The organism is Streptomyces sp. YS415 (assembly GCF_023544665.1).
In the GTDB taxonomy this organism is placed as follows: Bacteria; Actinomycetota; Actinomycetes; order Streptomycetales; family Streptomycetaceae; genus Streptomyces.
This window is the reverse complement of the sequence record NZ_JAMJFL010000016.1, coordinates 58,081-82,867: the sequence shown is the minus strand read 5'-3', so window position 1 is coordinate 82,867 and position 24,787 is coordinate 58,081. Positions and strand designations below refer to the sequence as shown.

Below are 24,787 nucleotides of genomic sequence, written 5' to 3'. Positions count from 1 at the left end.
GCCGCTCCGCCCTGACCTGCGCGTTCGGGCCCGTCGTGTGGTCCGGCGCGTCCGGGGAACCCGGCCGCCATGGACGATCAGGCCCGCACCCAGAAGTCGTACTGGATCGAGACGGCACCGCCCGGCGACCTCGCGCCCCCGCCGGACGGTGACCTCACTGTCGAGGTGGCCGTGGTGGGCGCGGGCATCGCCGGGATCAGCACGGCCTGGGAGCTGGCCCGGCGGGGCCACGGCGTCGCCCTGCTGGAGGCGGACCGGATCGCCACCGGCGTCACCGGGCACACCACGGCCAAGGTGAGCGCCCAGCACACCCTGATCTACGACCGGCTCCGCCGTACCCGCGGCCGGGAGGGGGCGCGGCTGTACGCGGCCTCGCAGATGGACGCGATCCGGCACGCGGCCGAGACCGCGGAGACGCTCGGCGTGGACTGCGACTGGGAGCCCACGGCGGCCTACACCTGGGCCGAGGACGCGAGCCGCACCGACGAGCTGCGGGCCGAGGCCGCCGCGGCCCGGGAGGCGGGGCTGCCCGCGGAGTACGTGACCGAGACGGATCTGCCGTTCCCTGTCGCGGGGGCCGTCCGCGTGGAGGGGCAGGCCCAGTTCCATCCGCGCAAGTACCTGCTGGCGCTGGTCGAGGACCTCCGCCGGCTGGGCGGTCAGGTGTACGAGCACACCCGTGTGGTCGCGCTCTCCGAGGGCGATCGCTGTGTGCTCACGACCGAGGACGGGGTGAAGGTGACGGCGCGGTCGGTCGTGGTCGCCACCCACTACCCGATCTTCGACCGGGCGCTGCTGTTCACCCGCCTCTCGCCCCGCCGGGAACTGGTGGTCACCGCCCCCGTCGACGCGGACACGGCTCCGGTCGGCATGTACATCACCCCCGAGCAGAACACCCGCTCCGTCCGCACGGCGCCCTACGGCGACGGCAGGCGCCTGCTCGTCGTCACCGGGGAGCACTTCACCCCCGGCGCCGGCGGCGACGTCGAGGCCCGCTTCGAGAGCCTGTACGCCTGGACCCGGGAACGTTTCGGGGACCTCGACTTCACCCACCGCTGGGCCACGCAGGACAACGACCCCACCGACTCCGTACCGCTCGTCGGCCCGCTGCACCCCGGAAGCAAGCATGTCTACGTGGCCACCGGCTTCGGCGGCTGGGGAATGGCGAGCGGCATCATGTCGGGCCGCCTGCTGTGCGACCTGATCACCGGCCGGGAGAACGCGTGGAGCCACCTGTACGACCCGCGCCGGGTGGCGCCCGTCCTGCGGGAGGGGATGGACTTCCTCAAGCATCAGGCGGACGTGGCACGGCACTTCGTCGGCGACCGGCTCCAGCACCTGCCGGGCCCCACGGCGACATCGGTGGACGAGATCGCCCCCGGGGACGGCGCCGTCGTCCATGTGTCGGGCAAGCGCTGCGCCGTTCACCGCGACGAGGACGGGAAGGTGCACGCCGTCTCCGCCAAGTGCACCCACATGGGGTGTCTCGTCTCGTTCAACCGTGCCGAACAGGCCTGGGAGTGCCCGTGCCACGGCTCCCGCTTCGCCCCGGACGGCCGGGTGGTCCAGGGGCCCGCGGTGCGGCCCCTGGAGCAACGGGACATCTGAGCCGGGGGCCTCAGCCGACCAGGATCACCTCCAGGGTGCGCGGCCCGTGCACGCCCTCGACCCGGTCGAGCTCGATGTCGCTGGTCGCCGAAGGACCGGAGATCCAGGTCAACGGGCGGGCGGGGTCGAGGCGTTCGAGGGACTGCGGGACCGACGAGACGACCTGCTCGGGGACGCGTACGACGCAGACGTGATGGTCAGGGACGAGCGTGATGCGGCGCCTGCCCTGGTCCGGGCCGCCGTCCAGGACGATGGTGCCGGTCTCGGCGATGGCCACCGAGCACGCCGTGACCACACTGTCGACGCGGTCCAGTTCGTGCGGGGTGCTCTCGGTGCTGTCCGGCACCTGCTCGGCATCGGCAAGCGCGAGCCACGACGGCTCCAGACCCGGCGGCACGATCACCGTCCTCGCGCCCCGCGCGGCCAGCAGTCCGGCGATCGTCGCCGGCAGGTCGCCGGGGATGCACCGGTGCACGACCGCCCGGTAGTCCGCCAGGTTCTCGGCCAGCAGGCCGACTGTCTCCTCGGCGGTCCGCTCCCCGTGCTGTCGCAGGTAGGCGCGCTCGACCGGGGTGTCCTCGTCCGGTCCCACGTCCGCCAGCGCGCGCCGCACCCGGCCCAGGATCCGTTCCCTGCTGCTCACTTGGCACCGTCCTTTCCGCCGTGCGTGCGCTGCCACCAGTCCCGGAAAGGCTCCCGGGGCACCGCGGGCAGGTCCCGGGTGCCGCTCCACGCCTTCCCGGGCCCCGGCAGGCTGCGGGGGTGCAGGCGCCGGGTGCGGGAGGCGAGCCGCTGGCCGGTGCGCAGGGCGGCCGGGTAGGTGAACGCCCAGCGGGCCGCCCGCAGGGCCGCCCGTTCCGCCGCGTGCCCCTTGGCGGGCTTGAGTACGACCTTGTTGCCGCCCTGGGTCACCGGCCCGCCCTGCACCACCCGCTCCCGCAGATGCACCAGCACCTCCGGGATGTCGATGGCCACCGGGCACACCTCGTAGCAGGCGCCGCACAGAGAGGAGGCGTACGGCAGGGAGGCGTCGATCTCGCTTGCCGTGCCCCGCAGTTGAGGGCTGAGGATGGCGCCGATCGGGCCCGGGTAGACCGAGCCGTACGCGTGGCCGCCCGCCCGCTCGTACACCGGGCAGACATTGAGGCAGGCGGAGCAGCGGATGCAGCGCAGGGCCTGGCGGCCGACCTCGTCGGCGAGGGTGTCGGTGCGGCCGTTGTCGAGGAGGACGAGATGGAAGTCCCGCGGCCCGTCGTCGTCCGTGGTCCCCGTCCACATGCTCGTGTACGGGTTCATGCGCTCGGCGGTGGAGGAGCGGGGGAGGGTCTGCAGGAACACCTCCAGGTCCTGCCAGGACGGCACGACTTTCTCGATGCCGACGACCGAGATCAGCGTCTCGGGCAGGGTCAGGCACATCCGGCCGTTGCCCTCGGACTCCACGACCACCAGGGTGCCGGTCTCGGCGACCATGAAGTTGGCGCCCGAGATGCCGACCTTGGCGCGCAGGAACTTCTCCCGCAGATGCACCCGGGCGGCCTCGGCGAGCTCGGCCGGCGTGTCGGTCAGGCCTTCGGGGGCCGGACGGCCCCACTCGCTCATCTCCCGGGCGAAGATGTCCCGGATCTCGCCGCGGTTGCGGTGGATCGCCGGGACCAGGATGTGGGAGGGCCGGTCCTTGCCCAACTGCACGATCAGTTCGGCGAGGTCGGTCTCGTAGGCGCGGATGCCCTCCGCCTCCAGCGCCTCGTTGAGCCCGATCTCCTGCGTGGCCATCGACTTGACCTTGACGACCTCCGACTCCCCGGTCGCCTTGACGAGGCCCGTGACGATCCGGTTGGCCTCGTCGGCGTCGGCGGCCCAGTGCACGGTGCCGCCCGCGGCGGTCACCGCCTCCTCCAACTGCACCAGGTAGCGATCAAGGTGCCGCAGCGCACGGTCCTTGATCCGCGCGCCCGCGTCCCGCAGCGCGTCCCAGTCGGACACCTCCGCCACGGCCGCGGCCCGCTTGCCGCGGATGGTGTGGGTGGCGTGGCGGAGATTGCCGCGCAGAGTCTGGTCGTGCACTGCCTCGTGCGCGGCCTTCGGGAAGGCCGGCATCCCTACGAACGTCCCGCTCATCCGGCCGGTTCCTCCTCCGTGCTCGCCAGGATCTCGGCGATGTGGACGGGCCGCATGCCCGTCCTGAGCCGGGTCATGGTGCCGCCGATGTGCATCAGGCACGAGTTGTCGGCCGAGCAGAGCACGTCCGCGCCCGTGGACTCGGCGTTGCGGACCTTGTCCGCGCCCATCGCCGCCGAGACATCGGAGTTCTTCACGGCGAACGTGCCGCCGAAACCGCAGCACTCGTCGGCACCGGGCAGCTCGATCAGCTCCAGTCCCTTCACCGCCCGCAGCAGCCGCTGGGGCTTGTCACCGAGTCCCAGGCCGCGCAGCCCGTGACAGGCCGGGTGATAGGTCACGGTGTGCGGGTAGTACGCCCCGACGTCCGTCACTCCCAGCACGTCCACCAGGAACTCCGTCAGCTCGTACGTCTTCGGCACCACGGGCGCGAGGGTGGCGGCGAGGGCGTCCCCGCGCCCCTCCGCCCGAGCCCGCTCGCCCATCCGCGGGTACAGCTCGCGCACCATCGCCCCGCACGACCCCGACGGCGTCACGATCGCCTCGTACTCCCCGAAGACATCGGAGAAATGCCGGGCCAGCGGCTCCGCCGCATGCCGGTATCCGGTGTTGTAGTGCGCCTGTCCGCAGCAGGTCTGCGCCATCGGGAAGTCGACCTCGACACCCAGCCTGGTCAGCAGCTTCACCACGGCGCGGCCGGTGTCCGGATAGAGCGTGTCGTTGACACAGGTCAGGAACAGAGCGACACGCATCGCGGCTCCTTCTCGTCGATCATCGGATGAGTGCAGGGTAGTGCGGGGCCCGGACGCGGGGGAGTGCCGCTCATCCACGGGCGAGCCGGGCCTCGGCCTCGCGCCACCGGGCGGTGTCGCCCCGTGGCTCGTACCGGGTCAACGGCTGGGTACGGGTGAGCAGGTGCCGCCCGTCCGCGAGGTCCCGGACCAGGCCGTGCGGCCGTGCCTGGACCAGGACGTTGCCGAGGGCCGCGGCCTCGGCCGGGCCCGCGACCACCGGCAGCCCGCAGGCGTCGGCGGTGAGCTGGCACAGCAGGGCGTTGCGGGTGCCGCCCCCGACGACGTGCACGACGTCGACCGGCCGGTCGGCCAGCCGCTGGGCATCCGCGACGGCTCTGCGGTGGGCCAGGGCGAGCGAGTCGAGGATGCAGCGCGTGATCTCGGCGGGTGACTCGGGCACCGGCTGCCCGGAATCCCGGCAGGCCTCGGCGATCCGCTGGGGCATCCGGCCCGGCGCGAGGAACGCCGCGTCGCCCGCGTCCACGACCGACCGCAGCGCCGGCACCTCGGCCGCCCTCCGCAGCAGCTCGCCCAGGTCCGGCTCGTCCCAGACGCGCAGGCACTCCTGGAGCAGCCACAGGCCCATGATGTTGCGCAGATAGCGGACCGTGCCGTCCAGCCCCAGCTCATTGGTGAAGTTGGCGGCCCGGCTCTCCTCGGTCAGCACCGGCGCGTCCAGCTCCAGGCCGGCCAGCGACCAGGTCCCCGTGCAGATGTACGCGAAGTGCTCACCGGCACCGGCCGGGACCGCGGCCACCGCGGAGGCGGTGTCGTGGGAGCCGACGGCGGTCACCGGCACGGGTCCGGTGAGCCCGGTGTCGTCCAGGACCCCGGGCCGCAGCAGGCCGGCCGGCTCCCCGGGCTGCCGCAGGGGAGCGAACAGGTCCAGGTCGATGCCGAGCCGGGCGGCGATGCCGGTGGCCCAGTGGCGGGTGCGCGGGTCGATCAGCTGGGTGGTGGAGGCGTTGGTCAGCTCGGTTCCCTGCTCGCCGGTGAGCCAGTAGGTCAGCAGGTCGGGGATGAGCAACAGGCGCCGGGCACGGCCGAGTTGGTCCGTGTCGCGGGCGGCCGTGAGCTGGTACAGGGTGTTGAAGGGCGCGTACTGCAGCCCGGTCGCCCCGTACAGCTCCTCGGCGGGCACGGTCGCCCACACCTTCTCCGCGACCCCGTCCGTGCGGGAGTCGCGGTAGTGGACGGGATTGCCGAGCAGGGCCCCGTCGTCGTCCAGCAGCCCGTAGTCGACGGCCCAGCTGTCGATGCCGACGGAGTCGACCTGCCCGGCGGCCCGCAGGCCGTCCAGCACCCCCGCGTACAGCCCCAGCACGTCCCACCGCAGCCCTTCCGGCAGGCGCACCGGCCGGTTCACGAACCGGTGCGCCTCCGTCAGCTCCAGGCTGTCGGGGCCCACGCGGCCGACCATGACCCGTCCGCTGGACGCGCCGAGGTCGACCGCGGCGTACGACTTCACGGACCCGCTCACCGCAGGAAGGCGGCCGCGACGCCGGCGTCGACCGGGACGTGCAGTCCCGTGGTGTGCGTCAGCTCGCCGCCGGTGAGGGCGAAGACGGCGTTGGCGACATGGGCGGGCAGCACCTCCCGCTTGAGGATGGTCCGCTGGGCGTAGAACTCGCCCAGCTTGTCCTCCTCCACCCCGTACACGGCGGCCCGCTGGGCGCCCCAGCCCCCGGCGAAGATTCCCGAGCCGCGCACGACGCCGTCCGGGTTGACGCCGTTGACGCGGATGCCGTGCTCGCCCAGTTCGGCGGCCAGCAGCCGCACCTGGTGGGCCTGGTCGGCCTTGGTGGCGGAGTAGGCGATGTTGTTCGGGCCGGCGAAGACGGCGTTCTTGGAGGCGATGTAGACGATGTCACCGCCGAGCCCCTGGGCGATCATCACGCGTGCCGCCTCCCTCGACACGAGGAAGGAGCCGCGCGCCATGATGTCGTGCTGCAGGTCCCAGTCCTTGGCCGTCGTCTCCAGCAGCGGCTTGGAGATGGAGATCCCGGCGTTGTTCACGACGAGGTCGACCCCGCCGAAGGCGAGCGCGGCGGCCTCGAAGGCCGCGGTGATCTGCTCCTCGGAGGTGACGTCCACCGTCACCGCGACCGCCTTGTCCGGACCGCCCAGCTCCTCGGCGACGGCGGCGGCGTTCTCGGCGTTGAGATCGGCGACGACCACACAGGCGCCCTCGGCGACCAGCCGCTGGGCGATGGCCTTGCCGATCCCGCTGCCGGCACCGGTCACCAGCGCGACCCGGGTGGCGAGCGGCTTGGGCTTCGGCATCCGCTGGAGCTTGGCCTCCTCCAGCGCCCAGTACTCGATGCGGAACTTCTCCGACTCCTCGATGGGCGCGTACGTCGAGACGGCCTCGGCGCCGCGCATCACGTTGATGGCGTTGACGTAGAACTCGCCCGCGACCCGGGCGGTCTGCTTGTCCTTGCCGAAGGAGAACATGCCGACGCCGGGGATCAGCACGATCGCCGGGTCCGCCCCGCGCATCGCGGGGGAGTCGGGCAGGGCGTGCCGCCGGTAGTAGGCGGCGTACTCCTCGCGGTAGGCGGCGTGCAGCTCCTTCAGCCGCGCCACGGCGTCCTCCAGCGGAGCCGTGGGCGGCAGGTCCAGCACCAGCGGCCGCACCTTGGTGCGCAGGAAGTGGTCGGGGCAGGAGGTGCCGAGTGCGGCGAGCGGGGGGTGCTCGGCGCGGGCGAGGAAGTCGAGGACGACGGCGGAGTCGTCGAAGTGCCCGACCTGGGCGCGGTCCTGGGAGGCGACGGCACGCACGTGCGGCGCGAGAGCGGCGGCCCGCTCCCGCCGTTCGCCCTCGCCGAGCGCCTCGTACCCCTCGATGACGGGGCCGAAGGGATCGGCCTTCCCCTTCTCCGCCAGGAACGCCTCGGCGGTGCGGATGATGTGCAGCGAGTTGCGCTCGCACTCCTCGGAGGTGTCGCCCCACGCGGTGATCCCGTGCCCGCCGAGCACGCAGCCGATGGCCTGGGGGTTGGCCTTCTTCACCGCGGCGATGTCGAGCCCGAGCTGGAAGCCGGGGCGCCGCCAGGGCACCCACACCACGGTGTCGCCGAAGCACTCGGCGGTCAGCTTCTCGCCGTCGGCGGCGCAGGCGAGCGCGATACCGGAGTCGGGATGCAGATGATCGACGTGAGCGGCCTCGACGAGCCCGTGCATGGCGGTGTCGATGGAGGGAGCGGCGCCCCCCTTGCCGTGCAGGCAGTAGTCGAACGCGGCGACCATCTCGTCCTCGCGCTCCACGCCCGGGTAGACGTCGACGAGCGCCCGCATCCGGTCCAGCCGCAGCACCGCCAGCCCCGCCTCGGTGAGCGTCCCGAGATCACCACCGGACCCCTTGACCCACATCAGCTCGACCTCACCCCCCGTCACGGGATCGGTGTCGGTGCCCTTGGCGGAGGCGTTCCCGCCGGCGTAGTTGGTGTTACGGGGATCGGAGCCGAGCCGACGGGACCGAGCGAGGAGAGCGGCGGCTTCGGAGTGGATGGCCATGAAATTTCCTTACTTCGAGACAAGGGGTGAGTGCACTTCCCAAGGGGCGCGGGACAGTGCCGATATGCGGCTCCGCCGCGTGGGCGCGACCAGCCACAACCGGCCCGCACCCCGCATACGACAGATCAGGGCAGACGCTCACGCCCCCCAACCGGCCTGCTCCCCACCAACTCGCTCAGCCACGATCTTCTCGGCCCACCCGGACCGCGCATACGCAACAAGAGGCTCAGGATCCAGCCCCATCTCCTCCCGCACCTCCCGCAGCAGCGGCCGCACATCGGTGTTGTACGCGTCCATCACCACGGCATTCGCTCCGAGCACGTCCCCGGAGGCCTGCGCCTCGGCAAGAGAGACGCGATCCACCAGGAGCGCCTTCGCCGTGGCCTCCTGCACGTTCATCACCGACCGGATGATCGCCGGGACCTTCGCCTCGATGTTGTGGCACTGGTCGAGCATGAACGCGACCTCGGGGCTCAGGCCCCCGCCGCGGATCACCTCGTACATGATCCGGAACAGCTGGAAGGGATCCGCCGCGCCCACCATGAGGTCGTCGTCGGCGTAGAACCGCGAGTTGAAGTCGAATCCGCCGAGCTTTCCCTCCCGCAGCAGCGTCGCGACGATGAACTCGATGTTGGTGCCCGGAGCGTGGTGCCCGGTGTCGACGACGACCTGCGCCTTCGGGCCGAGCTTCAGGCAGTGGGCGTAGGCGGTGCCCCAGTCCGGGACGTCCGTCGTGTAGAAGGCGGGCTCGAAGAACTTGTACTCCAGCAGCATCCGCTGCCCGTCGCCGAGCCGCTCGTACACCTCGGCGAGCCCTTCGGCCAGCCGGTCCTGGCGGGCGCGGATGTCGTCCTGGCCCGGATAGTTCGTCCCGTCGGCGAACCACAGCTTCAGGTCGGTGGAGCCGGTCGCGTCCATGATGTCGACGCACTCCAGCAGATGGTCGACGGCCTTGCGGCGCACCGCCGCCTCCGGGTGGCAGATGCTGCCCAGCTTGTAGTCGTCGTCCTGGAAGGTGTTGGAGTTGATCGCCCCCAGCCGGACGCCCCGCTCCTCGGCGAACTTGGCGAGGGCCGCGTAGTCCTCGACCCTGTCCCAGGGGATGTGCAGGGCGACGGTCGGCGCCACGCCGGTCACGGCATGCACCTGCGCCGCGTCCTCCAGCTTCTCCTGGGGCGTGCGTGGCACCCCCTGTTGCGCGAACACCTTGAACCGGGTCCCGGAGTTCCCGTACGCCCACGACGGCGTCTCAATGGCCTGGGTCTTGAGCGCGGCCTTCACCGCGGCGAGGTCGGTCACTTCGGGCTCCTGTGACGTCGGGGCGGAAAGTCTTCAGAAACGCATCACCGTGAAACGATTCAAGACGGGAAGCTATGAGCCCCCCGAAGGGGTGTCAACCCCCAGGTCCAAGCCTGTTGCTCGTAACCGGGCTGTGACCTTCGTTCATCGAAACTTTTTCGACACGGACCCATTGACGTGACATGCGCCGCATGCCTAACGTCCCGGCAACCCAGTTGAAACCTTTCACGACGTCGCGAGGGCCGTCCCGCCGACGTCGTCGAGGAGCCCCCATGACCCACCCGTCCACCACGGGTCCGGCCCCGGTACTCGCGCTCAGGGACGTGTCGAAGTCCTTCGGCGCGGTCCGCGCCCTGCGGGACGTCTCCCTGGAGCTGTATCCCGGGGAGGTGCACGCCCTCGCCGGAGAGAACGGCGCGGGCAAGTCGACCCTCATCAAAACGCTCGCCGGAGTGCACCGGCCGGACGCCGGCCAGCTGCTGCTCGACGGCGCACCCGTCCTCTTCCACGGCCCCGGCGACGCCCGGGACGCCGGGATCGCCGTGATCTACCAGGAGCCGACCCTCTTCCCCGACCTGTCGATCGCCGAGAACATCTTCATGGGCCGCAGGCCCCGGCGCGCGTTCGGCCGTATCGATCACAAAGCCACCCACGCCGCCACGCTGGCCCTGATGCAGCGCCTCGGCGTCGAGCTCGACCCCGAGCGCCCGGCGCGCGGTCTGTCCATCGCCGATCAGCAGATCGTGGAGATCGCCAAGGCGCTCTCCTTCGACGCCCGCGTCCTGATCATGGACGAGCCGACCGCGGCCCTCACCGGCAGCGAGGTCGCCCGCCTCTTCGGCGTCGTCCGCACCCTGCGCGAACAGGGCGCCGCCGTACTGTTCATCTCCCACCGGCTGGAGGAGATCTTCCAGATCTGCCGGCGGGTGACCACCCTGCGCGACGGCGCCTGGATCGCCAGCGAGCCGGTCGACGGCATGACCGAGGACGACCTGGTCCGCCGCATGGTCGGCCGCGACCTGGACGAGCTGTACCCCAAGCAGGACGTCGCGCCCGGCGAGGTCGCCCTGAGCGTGCGCCGCCTCACCCGCGAGGGCGTCTTCACCGATGTCTCCTTCGACGTCCGGCGCGGCGAGATCGTCGGCCTCGCGGGACTCGTCGGCGCCGGCCGCACCGAGGTCGCCCGGGCCGTCTTCGGCATCGACCGCTGGGACGCCGGGGAGGTGTCCGTCGGCGGGAAAGCCCTCGTCAACGGCGCCCCCTCCACCGCGATGGCCGCCGGTCTCGCCCTGGTCCCCGAGGACCGGCGCGCCCAGGGCCTGGTGATGGACATGTCCATCGAGCGCAACATCGGGCTCACCGGCCTGCGGACGACCGTCCGGGCCGGACTGATGGACCGCGGGGCCGAGCGCAGCCGCTCCCTGGACTGGGCCGTCAAGCTCCAGGTGAAGTACGCCCGGATCGCCGACACCGTCGCCACCCTCTCCGGCGGCAACCAGCAGAAGGTCGTCCTCGCCAAGTGGCTCGCCACCCGGCCCGAGGTGCTCATCGTCGACGAGCCGACCCGGGGGATCGACGTCGGCACCAAGGCCGAGGTGCACCGGCTGCTCAGCGAACTCGCCGCCGACGGGGTCGCCGTCCTGATGATCTCCTCCGACCTGCCCGAGATCCTCGGCATGGCCGACCGCGTGCTGGTGATGCACGAGGGCCGGCTCACCGCCGAGATCGCACGCTCCGAAGCCACCGAGGAAACCGTGATGGCCGCAGCCACGGGGAGGGCCGCCGCATGACGGTGACCACCCCCCAGCAAGCCCCCGCCGCAGAGGTGCCGAAGGCGGGCGCGACCCGACTGGTCGACCGGGTCTTCAAGATGCGCGAACTGGCTATCCTGGTCGTCTTCCTGGCGATGATCGCCATCACCCAGGCCGGCAACAGCGAGTTCCTCACCGAACAGGGCATCAAGGACCTGCTCCTCAACGCGACGATCCTGGTGCTGGTGGCCGTCGGACAGTCCCTGGTCGTCATCACCCGCAACGTCGACCTGTCGGTCGGCTCGACCCTCGGCATCAGCGCCTTCGCCGCCGGTACGTATCTCCAGGGCGGCGGCAACCCGGTCGTGGCCGTGCTGCTCGCGGTCCTGATGGGCATCGGCTTCGGCCTGCTCAACGGCCTGCTCGTCAGTCTCGGTCAGGTGCCCGCCCTCGTCGTCACCCTCGGCACGCTGTACATCATCCGCGGCATCGACTCCATCTGGGTCGGCTCCCGGCAGATCACGGCGGCCGACCTCCCCGACGGCTTCGTCGACTTCGGCTCCGGCGGGATCTCCGCGGTGCCGTGGCTGGCCCTTATCGCCCTGGTGGTGCTGGTGGCCACCGCCTACTACCTCAAGCACTACGGCAGTGGACGCGAGCTGTACGCCCTCGGCTCCAACCCGGAGGCCGCCCGCCTCGCCGGCATCCCGGTCCGCAAGCGCATCCTGGCCGCCTACACCTTCTGCGGGGCGCTGGCCGGGCTCGCGGGGGCGCTGTACCTGGCGCGGTTCGGGAACGTCGACTCCGGCACCGGCAACGGCTACGAACTCACGGTCGTCAGCGCCGTCGTGGTCGGTGGTGTCGTCTTCACCGGCGGCTCCGGCAGCGTCTACGGCGCCGCCCTGGGCGCCCTGCTGCTGACCTCCATCAACAGTGTGCTGCCCGCCCTCGGCGTCAGCTCCGTCTGGGTGCTCGCCATCAACGGCATCCTGCTCATCCTCGCCATCGCGGTCGACCGGGTCGTCGCGCTGCGCGTGGCCTCGGCCCTGAAGAAGAGGAACGCCCGCCATGCCTGAGTCCTTGCTGCGCGCGATCCGCTGGGACACGGTGGTCGGCGCCCTCCTGATCGTGGTGCTCCTGCTGTCCTTCGGTTTCGTGGACGGTTTCGGCAACGCGCTCAACCTGTCGTTCCTGATCGGGAACACCCTTCCGATCGCCCTGATCGCGCTGCCCATGACCCTGCTGGTCGTCTCCGGCGAGATCGATCTCTCGGTCGCCTCGACGGCCGGACTGTCCGGAGCGGTCATGGGAGCCCTGTGGAACCAGGGCATGACGATCGAGGCGATCATTCCGATCTGTCTGCTGCTCGGGGTGGTGTGCGGGCTGATCAACGGTCTGCTGGTGACCCGGCTCGGGCTGCCGTCCCTCGCCGTCACCATCGGCACGCTGGCCGCCTACCGGGGCATCGCGCAGATCGTGCTCGGCTCCGACGCGGTGACCGACTTCCCCACCCCGTACCTGGACTTCGCCGCCGGCCGGATCGGCGACACGTTCATCCCGTACGCCCTCCTGCCCTTCCTGGTGCTGCTGGCCATCGCGGTGGTCGCGCTGCACGCCACCCCCTTCGGGCGGTCGCTGTTCGCGACCGGCGCCAACGAGGAGGCGGCCCGGTTCGCCGGGATCCGGGTCAAGCGGCAGAAGCTGATCCTGTTCACGGTGACGGGGTTCATGGCCTCCCTCACCGGCATCTTCTGGGCCCTGCACTACGCCAGTGCCCGCTACGACAACGCCACCGGGCTCGAACTCTCCGTCGTCGCCGCCGTGCTGCTCGGAGGCATCGACTTCGACGGCGGCAAGGGAACCCTCGGCGGCGCGATCGCCGGTGTCTTCCTGCTCGGCGCGCTGCAGAACGTGATGAGCCTGCAGGACGTCTCCGCCCAGTCGCAGATCCTCGTCACCGGTGTGCTGCTCGTGCTCTCCGTCCTCGGCCCACGCGTCGCCCGGCAGATCGCCGTCGCCCGCGCCGGACGCAGAGCCGCGGCCTCGCCACCGGGGCCCAAGGCCCCTGCACCGACCTCGTAACTCCTCCGCTCACCCACACCTCCCCGAAGGACAAGCCGACATGCGCAAGTCATCCCTCCGCCGTGCCTCCGCGGCCGTCGCCGCCGCCACCTCCCTCGCTCTCGCCCTCACCGCCTGCGGCGGCACCACCAAGGAGGACGTCGCAGGCGAGGACGCCTCCGCCGCCACCGCCGGCAAGGCCGACCCGAACGCCGAACTCAAGAAGGGCCTGACCGTCGGCTTCCTGCCCAAGCAGGTCAACAACCCCTACTTCACCTCCGCCGACAAGGGCGGCGAGGCGGCCGTCAAGGAGCTGGGCTCCAGCTACAAGGAGGTCGGGCCGTCCAGCGCCACCGACACCGCCGGGCAGGTCAGCTACGTCAACACGCTCACCCAGCAGCAGGTCGACGCCATGGCCGTCTCCGCGCAGGACCCCGGCGCCCTGTGCACCGCCCTCAAGCAGGCCATGAAGAACGACATCAAGGTCGTCACCTACGACTCCGACACCAAGACCGACTGCCGCAACGCCTTCGTCTCGCAGGCCTCCGCCGAGGACCTCGGCCGCACCGAGGTGCAGCTGCTCGCCGAACAGCTCGACTACAAGGGCGAGATCGCGATCCTGTCCGCCGCGCAGACCGCGACCAATCAGAACACCTGGATCGAGTTCATGAAGGACGAGCTCAAGGATCCCAAGTACAAGGACATGAAGCTGGTGAAGGTCGCGTACGGCAACGACGACGCCCAGCAGTCCTTCCAGCAGACCCAGGGCCTGCTCCAGGAGCACCCGAACCTGAAGGGGATCATCTCCCCGACCACCGTCGGCATCAAGGCCGCCGCCCAGTACCTGTCGGGCTCCAAGTACAAGGGCAAGGTCAAGCTGACCGGCCTCGGCACCCCGAACGACATGCGCAAGTACGTCAAGAACGGCACCGTCGAGGCGTTCGAGCTGTGGGACCCGGCCAAGCTCGGCGAGCTGGCCGCCCGTACCGCCGTCGCCCTGGTGTCCGGGCAGATCACCGGCAAGGAGGGCGAGACCTTCACCGCCGGCGACATGGGCGAGTACACCATCGGCAAGGACGGCGTGATCAGCCTCGGCAAGCCGACCGTGTTCAACAAGGACAACATCGACCAGTTCAACTTCTGATCCACAAGGGGCTGTTGATGCAACGCGTGTGCTTCCTGCTGAAGGTCCGGGCGGACCGCCTCGACGAGTACCGCGAGCGGCACGCCGCCGTGTGGCCGGAGATGCTCGACGCGCTCTCGGCGACCGGCTGGCACAACTACTCGCTCTTCCTGCGGGAGGACGGCCTGCTGGTCGGCTACCTGGAGACCGAGGACTTCGCCGCAGCCCAGGCCGGCATGGAAGCCACCGAGGTCAACGCCCGCTGGCAGGCGGAGATGGCGCCGTTCTTCGAGTCACTGGACGGCGCCCGACCCGACGAAGCGATGAAACCCCTCACCGAAGTCTTCCATCTAGCCTGAGCCGGAGTTGCTTTCATGAGAAGACGCACTGTGCTGGCCACCGCGCTGCTGGCCGCGGTGGCCACCCCGGGCACGGCGCGGGCCGCAGATCCCGGCCCCTCCGTCACCCTCACCGGCACCACCACGCTCGACTCCCAGGCCATCTTCTTCGTCTCCTACGACGGCCTGGTCAACAACAACTCGTTTCAGAAGAACGGCCTGTTGACCTACAAGGGGTACCAGTACGCCGTCTGGTACACCGCCGACCGCAACGCCGTCGTCGGCCGGCGCGCGCTCGGCGCGAGCACCTGGTCGACCGTCAAGGTCGGCCACACGCTCCGCTACAACGACTCGCACAACGTCATCTCCATGGGCGTCTCCCGGGTCGACGGCCGGCTGCACCTGAACATGGACTCGCACAGCGACGGCTTCACCTACGTCAAATCGGTGGCCGGCCTGATGGACAACCCGGCCGGGCTCTCCTGGACCGCCGCCCGCTTCGGCACACCTCAGTCCACGCTGGACGGCCTCGCGCTGACCAGCCAGTTCACCTATCCCCAGTTCATCGCCACCCCCGAGGGCCGGCTCCAGCTCAGCTACCGGGTCGCCGTCTCCGGCAACGGCCGCAACGCCCTCGCCGAGTACGACGGCACGAAGTGGACCGCGCTGGGGGAGTGGACCAGCTCCACCGGCACGTACACCAGCGAGCACGGCTCCTCGACCGCCCGCAACATGTACCTGCACGGCATCGACTACGACCGGGGCGGCCGGCTGCACTCCTTCTTCACCTGGCGCGAACAGAACGGCGCCGTGATGTGCGCCGGCGGCGGCATCACCAACCACGACACCGGCTACGTCTGGTCCGACGACCGCGGCCGGACCTGGCGCAACGACGCGGGCACGGTGGTCGGCACCACCGGCGGCTCCGACAGGGTGTCCGTCACCGACGCCGGCCTGGTCGTGGACCCGCTCAACGCGGACCACTCCCTGATGAACCAGGAGAGCCAGTTCACCGACTCCGCCGGCCGGCCGCACGCGATCATCTCCTACGTCCCCGGCCGCTTCGGGCAGTGCACCACGAACTACGTCGCCGACCGCACCGCGAACGGCCGCGCGTTCCATGTCCGCAAGAACGCCTCCGGCAGCTGGCAGAAGACCGAGATCCCGGTCCCCCTGAAGTCCAGCCAGCGCACAAAACTGGCCCTCGACAAGTACGACAACGCCTACGCGATCCTCCCGTTCGGCCGGATAGCCGGTGCCTCCAAGGCATCCGGATACAGCGACTGGACGCTGCTGTACGACGGCGCCGGGCTGAACGCCTTCGGCGAGGTCGTGATCGACGAGACACGGATCGCGCAGGACAACGTCCTGTCCGTGATGTACCAGGTGAAGTCCAGCGGTACGACGCCCTCGGCACTGCGCGTCGTCGACTTCCGGCTCCCTGGCTGAGCCATGCCGTCCACGGGCGGCGTGACGGTAATGTGAAGGCCCGCCCGCCGCCCCTCGTTCTTCCCCGGAGGTTCCTGCCTGATGGCCCAGTCGGTGGGTATCAAGGACGTCGCCCGCGCCGCCGGAGTCTCCGTCGGCACCGTCTCGAACGTCATCAACCGTCCGGACTCGGTCGCCACCGAGACCCGGGCCCGGGTGCTGTCGGCGATCGACCGGCTGGGCTACGTCCGCAGCGAGTCCGCGCGCCAGCTGCGCGCGGGCCGCAGCCGGATCATGGGGCTGCTCGTCCTCGACATGGGCAACCCCTTCTTCGTCGACGTGGCGCGCGGCGCCGAACGGGCCGCGCGCGACGCCGGGCTCGGCGTGATGGTCTGCAACAGCGCGCAGAACGCCTCCGAGGAGGCCGACTACCTCTCCCTCTTCGCCGAGCAGCGGGTGCGCGGGGTGCTGCTGACCCCGGCGGACGCCACCGGGCGCAACATCGGCGCCTTCCGGCGGCACGGCATCCCCTTCGTCCTCGTCGACCGGGTCGCCGAGGGCACCACCGAGTGCTCGGTCTCCGTCGACGACGTGGCGGGCGGCGCGCTGGCCGTCCGGCATCTCGTGGACGCCGGGCACCGCTCCATCGCCTACGTCAGCGGCCCGCCCAGCCTCAACCAGGTCCGCGACCGCCGTACCGGCGCGCTGTCCGCGCTCGCCGAGGCCGGCCTCGCCCCCGAGGTGCTGCGCGAGCTGCCGACCGAGCGGCTCGACGTTGCCGCGGGCCGGGACGCCGGCGCCCGGCTGCTCGGCCTCGCCGACCGCCCCACCGCCGTGTTCTGCGCCAACGACCTGCTCGCCCTCGGCGTCCTCCAGGCGATGTACGCGGCCGGGGTCAGCGTCCCCGACGACCTCGCCATCGTCGGCTACGACGACATCGAGTTCGCCGCCGCCGCGGCCGTCCCGCTCACCTCGGTCCGGCAGCCCGCCGTCACCATGGGCGCCCTCGCCGCCGATCTGCTGCTGGAGGAGACGGAGGACGAGGGCGGCGCGCGGGGCCACGAGCACCGCAGGGTCGTCCTCCAGCCCGAGCTGGTGGTCCGGCGCTCCAGCCTGTCCACCCGCTGACCGGAGATTCAGTACGATTTCATGATCCCGGGGATCGGATACCGGACGGACCTGTGCTGAACTGGCACGCGGCCCGCACATCCCTCCGACCCGGGAGTCCCGTTGACCGCGACCTACCGCCAGCCCGGCGTCCTCCTCACCGACCGCCGCTTCACCGTGCCCCTCGACCACGACGACCCGGCCGGCGAGACCATCGAGCTCTACGCCCGTGAGGTCGTCGCCGCGGAACGCGCGCACCAGAACCTGCCGTGGCTGGTCTACCTCCAGGGCGGCCCCGGCTTCGGGGCGAACCGGTTCGTCGGCAAGCCGGCCTGGCTCGGCCGCGCCCTGAAGGAGTACCGCGTCCTCCTGCTCGACCAGCGAGGCACCGGCCACTCCACGCCCGCCAACCGCCAGACGCTCCCGCTGCGCGGCGGCCCCGCCGCACAGGCCGACTACCTCGCACGCTTCCGCGCCGACTCGATCGTGCGCGACTGCGAGGCGATCCGGCCGGCCGTCACCGGCGGCGCCCCCTGGACCGTCCTCGGCCAGAGCTTCGGCGGCTTCTGCACCGTGACCTATCTGTCCCTCGCGCCCGAGGGCCTGACCACCGCCCTCATCACCGGCGGACTGCCCTCCCTCGACGCCCACGCCGACGACGTCTACCGGGCCGCCTACCCGCGCATCGAGCGCAAGGTCGCCGCCCACTACGCCCGTTACCCGCAGGACGTCGAGCGGGCCCGGCAGATCGCCGAGCACCTGCTCCAGCACGACGTCGTCTTGCCGAACGGCTACCGGCTCACCGTCGAGGCCTTCCAGTCCCTGGGCATCCTCCTCGGCGGCGGCGAGGGCAGCCACCGTCTGCACTTCCTGCTGGAGGACGCCTTCGTCCGCACCACGGAGGGCATGGCGCTCTCGGACGCCTTCCAGGAGGAGGTCCAGGGCCTGCTGTCGTACGCGAGCCACCCGCTGTACGCGCTGGTCCACGAGGCGATCTACGGTCAGGACGCCCGCCCTACCGCCTGGGCCGCCGAGCGCGTCCGCGCCGAATTCCCGCAGTTCGACGCGGCGAAGGCGCTCGCCGGGGACGGCCCGCTGCTGTTCACGGGCGAGTCCGTGCACCCCTGGATGTTCGAGAACGACCCGGCCCTGCGCCCGCTGCGCGAGACCGCCGCACTCCTCGCCACCCGCACCGACTGGACCCCCCTGTACGACCCCGCCCGCCTCGCCGCCAATGAGGTCCCGGTCGCGGCGGCCGTCTACCACGACGACATGTACGTCGACACGGCCCACTCCCTGGCCACCGCCCGCGCCGTCCGCGGCCTGCGCACGTGGGTCACCGACGAGTTCGAGCACGACGGGGTACGCGCGGGCGGCCCTCGCGTCCTGGACCGCCTGCTGGCGCTGGCCCGCGACGAGGTGTGACGCGCGCCGGTCACGCTGCCGCCCGCACCCCTCAGCCCCGGCCCGCCTCGTCACCGTCCCGAAGCCCTCGATGTCCCGTTAATCTGCGGGCATGAGCGATGATCCCTCGATCACACCCCTGCGCCCCATGCCCGAGGACTGGCAGCGCGCCCTCGCCGTCGTGGCGCACCCGGACGATCTGGAATACGGCTGCTCGGCCGCCGTCGCCGCATGGACCGACCAGGGCCGGGAGGTCGCCTACGTCCTGGCGTCCCGGGGAGAGGCGGGCATCGACACCCTCGAGCCCGCCGAGTGCGGACCGCTGCGGGAGCGGGAGCAGCGGGCGAGCGCGGCGGTCGTCGGGGTGTCGGTGGTGGAGTTCCTGGACCACCGGGACGGGGTGATCGAGTACGGCACCGCGCTGCGCCGGGACATCGCGGCGGCGATCCGCCGTCATCGGCCCGAGCTGGTGATCACGCTGAACCACCGGGACACCTGGGGCGGGGTCGCCTGGAACACCCCCGACCATGTGGCCGTGGGACGCGCCACGCTGGACGCGGCCGGGGACGCCGGGAACCGGTGGATCTTCCCCGAGCTGACCGAGCAGGGCCTGGAGCCCTGGGACGGCGTCCGGTGGGTAGCCGTCGCCGGGTCCAGCACGCCCACGCACGCGGTGGACGCCACGGCGGGTCTTGAGCGGGCGGTGCGCTCGCTGCTCGAACACCGCACCTACATCGAGGCATTGACCGACGAGGACCCCGAGACGTACGCCCGAAACTTCCTCACCGGCCACGCCACGGCGACGGGGGAGCGCTTCGGCGGAAAACCAGCGGTGGCTTTCGAACTCTTCGCCCGTTGAGCGGTGCAGGCTATGCGACAGCGCCCTCGATCCGGAGACCAAGGGCGCCGCAGCCTTGCCCCCACCGCTTGGCAGCTGGCATAGGGGCGGCTGAGTGCAAGATCTACCGCTTCGATGAGCGGGTGCAGGGCCCCGCCCGTCCGCCACGGGGGGAGCAGACGGGCGGGGCAGCTCTCTACCGGGGCTGCCGTCGGACAGTGCCGCTCGGCGTCACCGTCTTCTGTGGCGCGCGGACCACGGGGCGGCGAAACTTCCTCCGGGCCGCGCTCGGATCCCACAGCCGGGCCATGGGGCCGATGGGCGTGGCGCCACCGCAGCCTTCGCACGAGGCGATGACTATGCCCTGATAGATGGTGCCGATGGTCTCTCGGCCCTTGCACTCCCAGCAGGGGGTGCCGCTGAACCGGCCCTCCACGAACGCGAAGGCCCCGGTTACCGTGGCGCTGTCCATCAGGCGGCGCTGACCGCGGCCACCTCAGCGGCGGACGCCAGCTCGTCGTCGGTGGCCATCAGGTCGTCGAACTCACCGTCCTTGATCCCCTGGGCGAACTTGGTGAACTCGGCGCGAGTGAACTGCAGGACCGGCCCTTGCTCGTCCTTGTCGTCGGACAGGGCGATCATGCGGGTGCCGTCAGGCACGTGCGGGTGCGGGTGGCCGGCGGCGTCCGGTGCGGCGGCCACGATCACGCAGTCCTTCAGGATGGGGTCGAGGTCCGTACGGCTGGACTTGCGCCAGTCCAGACCCGGTGCGTGCGGATTCTCGTAGGGCTTGACCGCACGGCCGTTGCTGATGGTGCCCATCTGGTTTTCCTTCCTCGTACCTATTGGGGATGCCTGCCCCGCGGCGGGCGCTGGGACGGGGGTTCGTGGGTGCGACCCTGTCCATGCGGTCGCCGTGGACCCCGTCACGCCCGGGGTAGCTCCGTCGGTCAGTGGATACGGACGGTGTTGCTGCAGCGTTCGTGGATCCGGCCGGAGACGGCCGAGCCTCCGGAATGGCTGCCCTGGTCGAAGGGGCGCGTCGGCTCGCCCGGCCTGATGGGCTGGTCGCAGGCGATGCACATGCGGACGCCGGTGAGCGTCTCGTAGTGATCGCACAGCGCCAGGAGCGACCGGCCGAGTCTGCGCACGTGTGCGACGGCGTCGTAGGGCCTCAGTCCGGGGCGGTCGGCCAGCTTCCTCCGGGCTTCGCCCACCGAGACGAGCGCGCAGTAGCGCGGGACATCGTCGTTGGGCAGCCCTGCGGCGGCCTGCTCGATCTCCGGGATGAGCAGCTGCATGTGGCCGCACAGCAGACCGGTCAGCGTCTCCAGCGTCGTCAGGTCGACGGGGGTCACATCAGGTGGGAGCACCTGGGCGACGGTCGCGCGCATCGTCACGATGTCGGGGGCATGTACCTCTGCCGGTGCCCCCGCCTGGTCCGCCATCAGGCCCACCTCCCCGCGCGCGCATGGGCGAGCGCGGCGCGCAGGGCGTCTGGGTCGCTCAGCCAACGGTCGCCGCCGGGGCACATCCGCCAGTGCGGGCCCGGACCGTCGGTTCGCCGTGGCGGCGGGATGGTGAGGGTGGAGCCGACGGTGAGTGCGCGGGTGTTCTGCACATCCCACGCGGCGGCGGTCCCCAGCGGTACGAAAAAGTAGAGAGCGGGGCTGAGAGGGTCGTCGACTACGGCGCCGCAGCGGGCGCCGAGGATCGCCATAGCGGAGAGGCCGACACTGCGCGGAACACGGATGGCGTCCCAGTGTTGTCCGGCGTCGTGCAGGGTGCAGCCAGCAGCGGACGGTAAGTGCATGGTCGGCATGCGGGTCTCCTCGGGTTCCTGTCGTGATCCGGTGTGTTGAAGGTTGGCCCTGATGCGGGGCACTTCCGAGGACTTAAGAAGGTCTCTTCTCGGCCCAGAAAGGGACTTTCGTTAGGTCTTGCGGGTGATAGCTGGCCAATCGGAGGGCCTACGACGACACTTGAGTCGTACTCGATTTGGAGGTGCAGCAGTGGCACGCCGCCCAGGCAACACCCGCCTCAAGTCCGCCCGAGTAGCGGCCGGTTACCACTCTCAGCAAGCCCTCGCCGACGCCTTGGGCGTCGGTGTGCGGCAGGTCCGCCGGTGGGAGTCCGACACGCCGCCCTGGCCACACCCTGAGATTGGACAAGCTCTCGCACAACTCCTCGGCCAGGAGCTGACTTCGCTGGGATTCGCCCCGCCATCAGGAGCCACGCCGGAGCGGGGGCGCCGATCGGTGCTGGCCGCGACGGCCGCAGCGGTAGGCCTGGCCGCCGTCCCTACACAGGCCGTCGCAGTGCAGCCGGCCACCGCCGCCGAGGACTTCATGTCCGTCACAAGGTCGCACCGCCGCCTGTACTGGTCCGTGGCTCCGGCCACTCTGCACCCGGCCGCGCTTGCGCACGCCACCCTCGGTTGTGAATTGCTTCCTGAGTCGGCCGGGCAGACGAGGCAGCGGATTGCAGTGGCCCTCGCCGAGACGTGGCTGCTCGCTGGGCGGATCGAGTTCTTCGACCTGCGTGATGCCGCCCGAGCGCAGCAGACGCTCCTCCGAGCCCTGCAGGCAGCGGGCGAAGCCGACGACCCGCTGCTCGGGGCCGCCGTCCTCGCACACACGGCGTTCATCCCCGGATGGGCTGGAGACCGGGAGGCAGCCGTCGAGCGGATGGTGGCAGCGCGCACCTACGCCCGTCGTGGCCCGGCGTCGGCCGAACTGCTGGCATGGCTCGACGCGGTAGAAGCCGAGTGCGAGACGCGCTGCGGGCACACACGGACTGCGCTGCACCTGATCGGGCATGCCGAGGACGTCCTGGCCGCGGGCAGTGACCACGCGACCCCGGAGTGGCTTGACTGGTTTTCCCCCGTCCGGCTCGCCGCCTTCAAGGGGAACACCCAGTTGCGTGCCGGGCATCTCCCGCAGGCCCGCCAGACGCTGCTTGGTGTCCTCGACGCGCTCGGGGCGACTGATGAAAAGCAGATGACGGTCGTGCTCGGCGACTTGGCCGCTGTGGAGGCGGCGGCCGGCAGCCCGGATGCCGCCTGCGGGTATGCGGTTCGCGCGATCGACCAGCTGGAGCGCACCTGGTACGCGATGGGCATGGACCGAGTGCGGGAGGTCCGGCGCATGCTGGCGCCGCATCAACACGAGCAGTGTGTGCGGGAGCTGGACGACCGGCTCTACGGGTGGTCGACGACGGTCAGTGCTCTCGCGCGTTGAACTGGGCGATCTGGCCGGACAGCTCGAGGAGGCTGTCGATCCGGAACGTCGGCAGCTTTTCCGCCTGCTTGCTGCGCCACTGGATCGTTGCCCATGGTCCGCGGTGCACGAGCGCGGTGTGCATGCCGGCCACCCGGGCGGGTGCGATGTCATTGTCGACGCGGTCGCCGACGTAGAGCATCTCGCCGACCTCAGCAGGCACAACCTCGGCGACCCGATCGAAGAACGACGGATCTGGCTTACTGGCGCCCCAGTCGTCAGAGGTGCCGATCAGGTCGACATCACCACTGAACAGCTGGCGGAGGATCTTCCCTGCGCGAACGGTCTGGTTCCCGGCGATGCCCAGCCATAGGCCGTCCGCGCGCAGCGTGGCGAGCGAGTCTCGGACGTCCGGATACAGGTCATCCTCGCCGAACGTCTCGGGCTGACCAGCCTCCGCGCGCCTCTCACGCTCGGTGTAGAGGTCGAAGCCGGGACGGAACTCCTGGAACACGTCCCTGTAGTCGCGGCCCTGGGCGATGACGGCCCCGAACATCGAGTGGAAGGTGTGGCGGGGGACGCCCAGCCAGTCTGCCCAAGTGCCGTATTCCCGGGTCTCGTCCACGAGGCATTCACCGACGTCGAAGATCACAGCGCGAATCATGAGGCGAGCGTATCGAGCGGCCAGGAGGCGCTCTGTTCCCGGCACGACGAATGGCCCCCTGCACGGCCTTGGATGGGCCGTGCAGGGGGCCGTTCCGGTCATGAATGCTGCCGTCAGCACAGCCCGAGGGGTTCGACGTGCACCATGTCTGTAACCACCTGGGAGGGAATCAACATGGCCACACACACTGCGTGGAAACATCGAGTGCAAGATGGTCTTGAGCCGCTGCAGAAGCAGCTCCTGCCGCGCTACCGAACGACGGAGCGGTTCCGTGTCTACTCGTCCAGCCTCGTCCCTGGGGTGCTGCAGACGGAGCCGTACGCGAAGGCCGTGTTGGGAGTCGCCGCCCGGAAGCAGGGTTTGGCCGTAGACGACAGCGCCAAGGCGGCCAAGGTCCGAGTCGAGCGAGGGCAGGTCATTCACGACCACGGCCGGCAGTTCGAGTTCCTGCTGGAAGAGCCCGTCCTCTTGTATCAAATGGCCGGTACGGAGGCGATGAAGGCTCAGCTCAACCACCTGCTCGAGGCCGATGCCCTGCCCACCGTGTCCCTCGGCATCATCCCCAAGGCCACACCCGAGCGACAGCACTGGCCGGAAGAGACATTCCATATCTATGACGACCGCCAAGTGAACGTCGAACTCGTCTCCGCCGATGTGGATCTGACGGAGTCCTCCGAAGTCGCCTCCTACATCGCGGCCTTCGAGGCGTTGCGGAGCATGGCCGTGTACAGGACGCAGGCGCGCGAACTCGTCCTGCGGGCCATCGAGTCCCTGCACTGACCCGGACGCACGACAGCGCCCCCTGCACGGCCCACACACGGAGCCGCACGGGGGGCGTCGTCGTCTACAGGTACTGCCGTCGGTACGGTTCGAGGGCTGGGGCCAGCGGCCCGGGTGACGGGCGCGGACGGTTCTATCCGGGACTCCGTCACGTCTGCAGACCAGCGCATCCGGGTCCCATGAGGCGCCGTCCTCCGGGCTCCCCGTCCGCAACGGGGCGTTTCGGGGTGGTACTTGAAGACGTCCCTGGACCCGGCGCCCGAGTGGCCGCTGACCACGCCAGCGGACAGGCCGAGCACTCGGTGCACTCGCAGTGCGGGTGCGTCTGCAGGTGCCCGGCGCTGGCCTTGCGCCATGCCGTGTTGTAGCCACATTGGTGGGGTGCCGGGCCTGCGGCTCTTGTCTTGGTCTGGCAGGCGGTGCACCGCCCGCTGGGGATGAGAGTGCGGCAGCCCACCGTCAGGGGCCATCCTTTGTCGATTTCGGTAAGACAAATGGTCGAGCTGGAGCAGCGCTCCAGGGACATCCTTCAGCGGAGTCCGGAGATCGACGCATCGGCAACCACACAGGGCGCGCCGCATGCACGTCGGGAGATGCGGCTATCGGCGGCGCGATCCGCTGCGGGCTCACGAGCGCACCCAACTGCTGTCCATGGGCATGTGGCTCTGTTGGGCGCTGTGGGCGATGGCTCAGCGCGTTGCCTTCATGATGGCCCTGGCACCCATGGTGCAGGCGCTGGT

22 protein-coding genes are annotated in these 24,787 nt (G+C 70.7%); 12 read left to right on the top strand and 10 right to left on the bottom strand.

Annotated features, from left to right (window positions below; translation table 11 throughout):
- Positions 1-69: 69 nt before the first annotated feature.
- Positions 70-1,608 (top strand): FAD-dependent oxidoreductase, encoded by a 1,539-nt coding sequence (locus tag M8H82_RS21765; RefSeq protein WP_250076526.1) that lies wholly within the window; start codon positions 70-72, stop codon positions 1,606-1,608.
- A 10-nt stretch (positions 1,609-1,618) separates the two neighbouring features.
- Here the strand turns inward: M8H82_RS21765 and M8H82_RS21760 are convergent, their stop codons facing one another.
- The 6 genes from M8H82_RS21760 to rhaI all read right to left on the bottom strand — a co-directional run bounded on the left by M8H82_RS21760 (position 1,619) and on the right by rhaI (position 9,335).
- Positions 1,619-2,251 carry a lactate utilization protein C gene (locus tag M8H82_RS21760; protein WP_250076525.1) on the bottom strand — a complete coding sequence of 211 codons (633 nt, stop codon included), beginning with the start codon at positions 2,249-2,251 and terminating at the stop codon, positions 1,619-1,621.
- Complete coding sequence (locus tag M8H82_RS21755) at positions 2,248-3,726, bottom strand: lactate utilization protein B (RefSeq protein WP_250076523.1); 1,479 nt, start codon at positions 3,724-3,726, stop codon at positions 2,248-2,250. Before M8H82_RS21755 ends, M8H82_RS21760 begins: the two co-directional genes overlap by 4 nt.
- Complete coding sequence (locus tag M8H82_RS21750; RefSeq protein ID WP_250076522.1) at positions 3,723-4,478, bottom strand: (Fe-S)-binding protein; 756 nt, start codon at positions 4,476-4,478, stop codon at positions 3,723-3,725. Before M8H82_RS21750 ends, M8H82_RS21755 begins: the two co-directional genes overlap by 4 nt.
- A gap of 70 nt (positions 4,479-4,548) precedes the next feature.
- Positions 4,549-5,988, bottom strand: a complete 1,440-nt coding sequence (locus M8H82_RS21745; RefSeq protein WP_250076521.1) for a rhamnulokinase family protein — start codon at positions 5,986-5,988, stop codon at positions 4,549-4,551.
- An 8-nt stretch (positions 5,989-5,996) separates the two neighbouring features.
- On the bottom strand, positions 5,997-8,036 hold the full coding sequence (locus tag M8H82_RS21740; RefSeq protein WP_250076520.1) for a bifunctional aldolase/short-chain dehydrogenase: 2,040 nt from the start codon (positions 8,034-8,036) through the stop codon (positions 5,997-5,999).
- 138 nt (positions 8,037-8,174) lie between these two features.
- On the bottom strand, positions 8,175-9,335 hold the full coding sequence (rhaI, locus tag M8H82_RS21735; RefSeq protein WP_250076518.1) for an L-rhamnose isomerase: 1,161 nt from the start codon (positions 9,333-9,335) through the stop codon (positions 8,175-8,177).
- A gap of 272 nt (positions 9,336-9,607) precedes the next feature.
- Here rhaI and M8H82_RS21730 point away from each other — a divergent pair, with 272 nt between their 5' ends.
- The 9 genes from M8H82_RS21730 to M8H82_RS21690 all read left to right on the top strand — a co-directional run bounded on the left by M8H82_RS21730 (position 9,608) and on the right by M8H82_RS21690 (position 19,406).
- Positions 9,608-11,125: a sugar ABC transporter ATP-binding protein gene (locus M8H82_RS21730; protein WP_250076517.1), complete on the top strand. Its 1,518-nt coding sequence runs from the start codon at positions 9,608-9,610 to the stop codon at positions 11,123-11,125.
- Positions 11,122-12,162, top strand: coding sequence for an ABC transporter permease (locus tag M8H82_RS21725; RefSeq protein ID WP_250076515.1), 1,041 nt, complete (start codon positions 11,122-11,124; stop codon positions 12,160-12,162). Before M8H82_RS21730 ends, M8H82_RS21725 begins: the two co-directional genes overlap by 4 nt.
- Positions 12,155-13,168: an ABC transporter permease gene (locus M8H82_RS21720; protein ID WP_250076514.1), complete on the top strand. Its 1,014-nt coding sequence runs from the start codon at positions 12,155-12,157 to the stop codon at positions 13,166-13,168. Before M8H82_RS21725 ends, M8H82_RS21720 begins: the two co-directional genes overlap by 8 nt.
- A 40-nt stretch (positions 13,169-13,208) precedes the next feature.
- Positions 13,209-14,291 (top strand): rhamnose ABC transporter substrate-binding protein, encoded by a 1,083-nt coding sequence (rhaS, locus tag M8H82_RS21715; protein ID WP_250076513.1) that lies wholly within the window; start codon positions 13,209-13,211, stop codon positions 14,289-14,291.
- 17 nt (positions 14,292-14,308) lie between these two features.
- The gene (locus M8H82_RS21710; RefSeq protein ID WP_201047760.1) at positions 14,309-14,629 is read left to right on the top strand and encodes an L-rhamnose mutarotase; all 321 of its coding nucleotides are present in this window, start codon (positions 14,309-14,311) and stop codon (positions 14,627-14,629) included.
- Between the two features lie 15 nt (positions 14,630-14,644).
- The gene (locus M8H82_RS21705; protein ID WP_250076507.1) at positions 14,645-16,057 is read left to right on the top strand and encodes a BNR repeat-containing protein; all 1,413 of its coding nucleotides are present in this window, start codon (positions 14,645-14,647) and stop codon (positions 16,055-16,057) included.
- 81 nt (positions 16,058-16,138) lie between these two features.
- Positions 16,139-17,164, top strand: coding sequence for a LacI family DNA-binding transcriptional regulator (locus M8H82_RS21700; protein WP_250076505.1), 1,026 nt, complete (start codon positions 16,139-16,141; stop codon positions 17,162-17,164).
- A 102-nt stretch (positions 17,165-17,266) separates the two neighbouring features.
- On the top strand, positions 17,267-18,568 hold the full coding sequence (locus M8H82_RS21695; RefSeq protein WP_250076501.1) for an alpha/beta fold hydrolase: 1,302 nt from the start codon (positions 17,267-17,269) through the stop codon (positions 18,566-18,568).
- A 91-nt stretch (positions 18,569-18,659) separates the two neighbouring features.
- Complete coding sequence (locus M8H82_RS21690) at positions 18,660-19,406, top strand: PIG-L deacetylase family protein (RefSeq protein ID WP_250076498.1); 747 nt, start codon at positions 18,660-18,662, stop codon at positions 19,404-19,406.
- 450 nt (positions 19,407-19,856) lie between these two features.
- Here M8H82_RS21690 and M8H82_RS21685 read toward each other — a convergent pair whose 3' ends face one another.
- The 3 genes from M8H82_RS21685 to M8H82_RS21675 all read right to left on the bottom strand — a co-directional run bounded on the left by M8H82_RS21685 (position 19,857) and on the right by M8H82_RS21675 (position 21,105).
- Complete coding sequence (locus M8H82_RS21685; protein ID WP_250076494.1) at positions 19,857-20,207, bottom strand: DUF397 domain-containing protein; 351 nt, start codon at positions 20,205-20,207, stop codon at positions 19,857-19,859.
- A 128-nt stretch (positions 20,208-20,335) separates the two neighbouring features.
- Positions 20,336-20,833 carry a DUF6415 family natural product biosynthesis protein gene (locus M8H82_RS21680; protein ID WP_250076491.1) on the bottom strand — a complete coding sequence of 166 codons (498 nt, stop codon included), beginning with the start codon at positions 20,831-20,833 and terminating at the stop codon, positions 20,336-20,338.
- Positions 20,833-21,105, bottom strand: a complete 273-nt coding sequence (locus M8H82_RS21675) for a hypothetical protein (RefSeq protein ID WP_250076489.1) — start codon at positions 21,103-21,105, stop codon at positions 20,833-20,835. The genes M8H82_RS21680 and M8H82_RS21675 overlap by 1 nt, the downstream gene beginning before the upstream one ends.
- Before the next feature lie 292 nt (positions 21,106-21,397).
- Here M8H82_RS21675 and M8H82_RS21670 point away from each other — a divergent pair, with 292 nt between their 5' ends.
- A complete protein-coding gene (locus tag M8H82_RS21670; RefSeq protein WP_250076488.1) occupies positions 21,398-22,624 on the top strand; it encodes a helix-turn-helix transcriptional regulator in 1,227 nt (408 codons plus the stop codon).
- Here the strand turns inward: M8H82_RS21670 and M8H82_RS21665 are convergent.
- Positions 22,605-23,267 (bottom strand): HAD family hydrolase, encoded by a 663-nt coding sequence (locus M8H82_RS21665; RefSeq protein ID WP_250076487.1) that lies wholly within the window; start codon positions 23,265-23,267, stop codon positions 22,605-22,607. The genes M8H82_RS21670 and M8H82_RS21665 overlap by 20 nt on opposite strands.
- Positions 23,268-23,441: 174 nt before the next feature.
- On the opposite strand from M8H82_RS21665, the gene M8H82_RS21660 reads away from it, so the two are divergent.
- Positions 23,442-24,047, top strand: coding sequence for a DUF5753 domain-containing protein (locus tag M8H82_RS21660; RefSeq protein ID WP_250076486.1), 606 nt, complete (start codon positions 23,442-23,444; stop codon positions 24,045-24,047).
- Positions 24,048-24,787: the final 740 nt, after the last annotated feature.